General features: G+C 70.0%; 5 protein-coding genes. 4 read left to right on the top strand and 1 reads right to left on the bottom strand.

Annotated features, from left to right (window positions below):
* Positions 1 to 38 precede the first annotated feature (38 nt).
* Entirely contained in the window at positions 39 to 743 is a 705-nt protein-coding gene (locus tag ACFTZL_RS40885; RefSeq protein WP_382594440.1) for a DUF461 domain-containing protein, read from the bottom strand.
* A 600-nt stretch (positions 744 to 1343) separates the two neighbouring features.
* Between ACFTZL_RS40885 and ACFTZL_RS40880 the strand changes: the two genes are divergently transcribed.
* The 4 genes from ACFTZL_RS40880 to cysS all read left to right on the top strand — a co-directional run bounded on the left by ACFTZL_RS40880 (position 1344) and on the right by cysS (position 4871).
* Positions 1344 to 1826, top strand: coding sequence for a CarD family transcriptional regulator (locus ACFTZL_RS40880; RefSeq protein ID WP_003953493.1), 483 nt, complete (start codon positions 1344 to 1346; stop codon positions 1824 to 1826).
* A gap of 286 nt (positions 1827 to 2112) precedes the next feature.
* A complete protein-coding gene (gene ispD / locus ACFTZL_RS40875) occupies positions 2113 to 2877 on the top strand; it encodes a 2-C-methyl-D-erythritol 4-phosphate cytidylyltransferase (RefSeq protein WP_382594437.1) in 765 nt (254 codons plus the stop codon).
* Positions 2867 to 3361: a 2-C-methyl-D-erythritol 2,4-cyclodiphosphate synthase gene (gene ispF / locus ACFTZL_RS40870; protein ID WP_382594434.1), complete on the top strand. Its 495-nt coding sequence runs from the start codon at positions 2867 to 2869 to the stop codon at positions 3359 to 3361. The genes ispD and ispF overlap by 11 nt, the downstream gene beginning before the upstream one ends.
* 112 nt (positions 3362 to 3473) lie before the next feature.
* Positions 3474 to 4871 carry a cysteine--tRNA ligase gene (gene cysS, locus ACFTZL_RS40865; RefSeq protein ID WP_382594431.1) on the top strand — a complete coding sequence of 466 codons (1398 nt, stop codon included), beginning with the start codon at positions 3474 to 3476 and terminating at the stop codon, positions 4869 to 4871.
* Positions 4872 to 4923: the final 52 nt, after the last annotated feature.

Here is a 4923-nt window from a genome sequence, read left to right as displayed (position 1 = left end):
CCAGGAGGTCCCGCCCCTTCCACGACTGCTACGGCCGCTCAGTGCCCGGCGCCCGCACCGCCCGTCGCGCTGGCCGAAGCCGCGTCGGTCGGCGTGGCCGGCGACTCGTGACCGCCCGGGGTCTCACCGCCGGCGGGGCTCTCCGTGCCGGCCGGCGAGCCGGACTCGCCCTCGGCAGGCGAACCCGACGGCGAACCCGACGGGGCACCCGACGCGCCCGGTGCGGCCGGGACCTCGGTCGGGCCCCACTCGGTGAAGTAGTGCTTGGCGGGGACGACGAACGCGCGCAGGCTCACGGCACCGGTCTTGCTGAAGGTGAAGGTGACCTTCTGGGCGTTGCCGTCCTGGACGGCCTCGCGGCTGCTCGGCAGGCCGGCCGTGGCGTTGTCCTTGCCGCCCAGGATCAGCGAGCCGCCGGGCGGGATGCTGAGGCTGCCGCCCTTGGCGGGCTTGAGCTCGGCGGTCTTGCCGGTGCCCGGGAGGGTGATGGACTCCAGCGTCTCGGCGGTCTTGCCGGAGTTGAAGAGGGTCGCGGAGATCGCGGCCGGGCCGGTCGACTCCAGATCGGGCTGGGTGATCACGACGGCGTTCTGGATCTTGATGTGCCCGACGCTGGTCGCCGCGTTGTCCGGCTGGATCTCCAGTGTCTGGGCGTTGTTGCCGGCGCCGCACGCGGCGAGCGAGGCGATCGAGAACGCGACGGCGACAGCGGCGAGGGCGCCGCGTCGAAGGCTGCTGCTCACGGCGGCGGCAACTCCTTGACTCGAGCAGAGCGGCCGATAAAGCCGCCCTAAGTGTGTGTCAGCAGGCCTCAGGTTACCGAGCCGTTCCCGCACGGCCGCACCCGACCCCCCGGCACCTCCGATCCCACCTGCGTCACAACTGACTCCTGCATCACATGTGACTCCTGGGTCACATTGGCGGAGTGCTCGTCCGGCATTCACATAAGAGCCCCGGGCAGTACCGCAAAATTTCCGTGAAGGAATGCGCGGACCACCTCGGAATTGATCACCGACGGCCCGCCCGGAGGCCGTGTGATCAATTCCGGATTCGACCGGAACCCCGCTCGGGCCACCGAACGGAGTAGCGGAAGTCGATCATACGGAACGGGACATATCGGGATGTTCGGCCATCTGGAGGGGGCTTCGGATAGGTGTAACGTACGCGTTTCGCTCACCCCGGACAGCCGCTCCCACCTGCGAATACCTTCTTCCATCCCCTGGGCGAAGCACGTTCCTGTTGGACTTGTCAAGCCCCGAGATATGCCCTGACCTGCGAAAACGCCATTCAGAACCCGCAGTTTCCGTGTTACCCTGGATAGCCACGGAAGGGGTACCTGTCACATGACGTTCAAGGTTGGCGACACCGTGGTCTATCCCCATCACGGGGCCGCGCTGATCGAGGCTATCGAAACTCGCCAGATCAAAGGCGTGGACAAGACCTACTTGGTGCTGAAGGTCGCCCAGGGCGACCTGACAGTGCGTGTGCCAGCGGACAATGCGGAGTTCGTCGGCGTGCGTGATGTGGTCGGTCAGGACGGGCTGGACCGGGTCTTCGAGGTGCTGCGCGCACCGTACGCCGAGGAGCCCACGAACTGGTCCCGTCGATACAAGGCAAACCTGGAGAAGCTCGCCTCCGGCGATGTCATCAAGGTCGCGGAAGTCGTGCGTGACCTGTGGCGTCGTGAGCGCGAGCGCGGACTCTCCGCAGGCGAGAAGCGCATGCTCGCCAAGGCCCGCCAGATCCTGGTGAGCGAACTCGCCCTCGCGGAGAACACCAACGAGGACAAGGCCGAGGCCCTGCTCGACGAGGTACTCGCTTCCTGAGGCGAAGCCCGTCGATCAGCACTCTGCTGATCAACGCTGCACATCGAAATGCCGCGGTGCCCGATGACGAATTACCTGTCGCCGGGCGCTGCGGCATGTTCGTACTCGGATGCCGGTGCACCGTCACCCCGGGATGTGTTATCACTCACGACCCGGTTGCTTAACGTGCCGGGCCCGGGCAGCCGGCTCGACCAGCGTCACGGAAGGGTCCGGTCGAGCGCGTCGCGCCCGGCACTCCTCCAGGCCATACCCACGCCAGGCCAGCACACAAACCTGACAGGAACCGATGTCTGACGAATCACGCCCTTCGCCGCCGGCCGCCCCCGCGGCAGCCCGTACGGCGGCCGTGATCCCGGCCGCCGGCCGCGGTGTACGGCTCGGCCCGGGAGCCCCCAAGGCGCTCCGCGCCCTGAGCGGCACCCCCATGCTCATCCACGCGGTCCGCGCGCTGGCCGCCTCCCGTGCCGTCTCCCTGGTCGTCGTCGTGGCCCCGCCCGACGGTGCCGCCGAGGTCAAGTCGCTGCTCGACGCGCACGCGCTGCCCGAGCGGACGGACTTCCTCGTCGTCCCGGGCGGGCAGAGTCGCCAGGAGTCCGTGAAGCTCGGACTGGACGCGCTGCCGTCCGGCCACGACATCGTCCTGGTGCACGACGCGGCCCGCCCGCTGGTACCGGTGGACACCGTCGACGCCGTGATCGAGGCCGTACGGGACGGCGCCCCGGCCGTGGTCCCGGCGCTGCCGCTCGCCGACACCGTCAAGCAGGTCGAGCCCGCCCAGGCCCCCGGCGAGCCGGAGCCGGTCGTCGCCACGCCGGACCGCGCGCTGCTGCGCGCGGTGCAGACCCCGCAGGGCTTCGACCGGGCCACGCTGGTCCGGGCGCACGAGACGGTGACCGGCGAGGTCACCGACGACGCCGGCATGGTCGAGCAGCTCGGCCTCACGGTCGTGGCCGTGCCCGGACACGAGGAGGCCTTCAAGGTCACCCGGCCCCTGGACCTGGTCCTCGCGGAGGCGGTCCTGGCCCGCAGGAGGCTCAACGATGGCTTCTGACGAGCCGCCGCTGCCCCAGGTCGGCATCGGCACCGACATCCACGCCTTCGAGGAGGGCCGCGAGCTGTGGTGCGCCGGCCTGAAGTGGGAGGACCAGGGACCGGGCCTCGCGGGCCACTCCGACGCGGACGTCGTCGCCCACGCCGCCTGCAACGCCCTCTTCTCCGCGGCGGGCCTGGGCGACCTCGGCCGGCACTTCGGCACGGGCCGCCCCGAGTGGTCCGGCGCATCGGGAGTCACGCTGCTGACGGAGGCCGCCCGCATCGTCCGCGAGGCGGGCTTCCGCATCGGCAACATCGCGGTGCAGGTCGTAGGCCCCCGTCCGAAGATCGGCAAGCGGCGGGACGAAGCGCAGAAGATCCTTTCGGAGGCGGCGGGAGCACCGGTCTCCGTGTCGGGCGCGACCACGGACGGCCTGGGCTTCCCAGGACGCGACGAGGGCCTGATGGCAGTGGCAACGGCACTGGTGGTGCGACGGGCGTGAGTGTCCCGACCTTCAAGGGGCGCGGGGAACTGCGCGACAAGCCCCCAACGACCCGCACCCGACAAACAAGGGACTGCCCCACGCACACCCCGCGGCCTACTACCCTGGTGTCGTGACTATTCGCCTGTACGACACCAACGCCCGGCAGATCCGTGACTTCACCCCGCTCCAGCCGGGTTGTGTCTCGATCTACCTCTGCGGTGCCACCGTGCAGGCCGCCCCGCACATCGGCCACATCCGCTCCGGCCTGAACTTCGACATCCTGCGCCGCTGGTTCGCCTACCGCGGCTACGACGTCACGTTCGTGCGGAACGTCACCGACATCGACGACAAGATCATCGCCAAGTCGGCCGACCAGAACCGACCCTGGTGGGCCATCGGTTACGAGAACGAGCGCGCGTTCAACGACGGCTACCACGCCCTCGGCTGCCTGCCGCCGACCTACGAGCCGCGTGCCACCGGCCACATCACCGAGATGGTCGAGATGATGCGCGGCCTCATCGAGCGCGGACACGCCTACGAGGCCGACGGCAACGTCTACTTCGACGTGCGCTCCTTCCCGGGCTACCTGGAGCTGTCCAACCAGGAGCTGGACAACCTCCAGCAGCCGTCCGGCGCCGGCGAGACCGGAAAGCGCGACCCGCGTGACTTCGCCATGTGGAAGGCGGCGAAGCCGGGGGAGCCGAGCTGGGAGACGCCGTGGGGCCGCGGCCGCCCGGGCTGGCACCTGGAGTGCTCGGCGATGGCGCACAAGTACCTCGGCACCGTCTTCGACATCCACGGCGGCGGCCTCGACCTGGTCTTCCCGCACCACGAGAACGAGATCGCCCAGGCCAAGGCCTACGGCGACGAATTCGCGCGGTACTGGGTGCACAACGCCTGGGTCACCATGAGCGGCGAGAAGATGTCCAAGTCGCTCGGCAACTCGGTCCTGGTCAGCGAGATGGTCAAGCGCTGGCGGCCCATCGTGCTGCGCTACTACCTCGGCACCCCGCACTACCGCTCGATGATCGAGTACAGCGAGGAGGCGCTGCGCGAGGCCGAGTCGGCGTTCGCGCGGATCGAGGGCTTCGTGCAGCGCGTGGTGGAGAAGGCCGGCGTCGTCGAGCCCTCCGCCGAGGTGCCGCTCGCCTTCGCCGAGGCCATGGACGACGACCTGGGCGTGCCCCAGGCGCTCGCCGTGGTGCACACCACCGTCCGGCAGGGCAACAGCGCCCTGGCCGCCGACGACAAGGAAGCCGCCGTGGCCCGGCTCGCCGAGGTCCGCGCGATGCTCGGCGTCCTCGGCCTCGACCCGCTCGACCCCCAGTGGGCCGGGGAGGGTGACCGCGGCGAGGACCTGCACGGCGTGGTCGACACGCTCGTGCGCATGGTCCTCGACCAGCGCGAGGCCGCCCGGGCCCGCAAGGACTGGCCCACCGCGGACGCCATCCGCGACCAGCTCGGCCAGTCCGGCCTGGTCATCGAGGACAGCCCGCAGGGTCCGCGCTGGAGCCTCGGCCCCCGCTGAGACAAGGCCCACGGCTGATCGACTGTGCCGCCCGGGCCTCCGGGCGGCACAC

It is taken from the genome of Streptomyces sp. NPDC056948 (genome assembly GCF_042674225.1).
In the GTDB taxonomy this organism is placed as follows: Bacteria; Actinomycetota; Actinomycetes; order Streptomycetales; family Streptomycetaceae; genus Streptomyces; species Streptomyces purpurascens.
Note: the sequence above shows the minus strand (reverse complement) of the source record. Positions and strands in the feature narration are given on the sequence as shown.

Coding starts and splice junctions, on each gene's coding strand:
- ACFTZL_RS40880 (WP_003953493.1), top strand. CDS start 1,344: ATGACGTTCAAGGTTGGCGACACCGTGGTCTATCCCCATCACGGGGCC.
- ispD (WP_382594437.1), top strand. CDS start 2,113: ATGTCTGACGAATCACGCCCTTCGCCGCCGGCCGCCCCCGCGGCAGCC.
- ispF (WP_382594434.1), top strand. CDS start 2,867: ATGGCTTCTGACGAGCCGCCGCTGCCCCAGGTCGGCATCGGCACCGAC.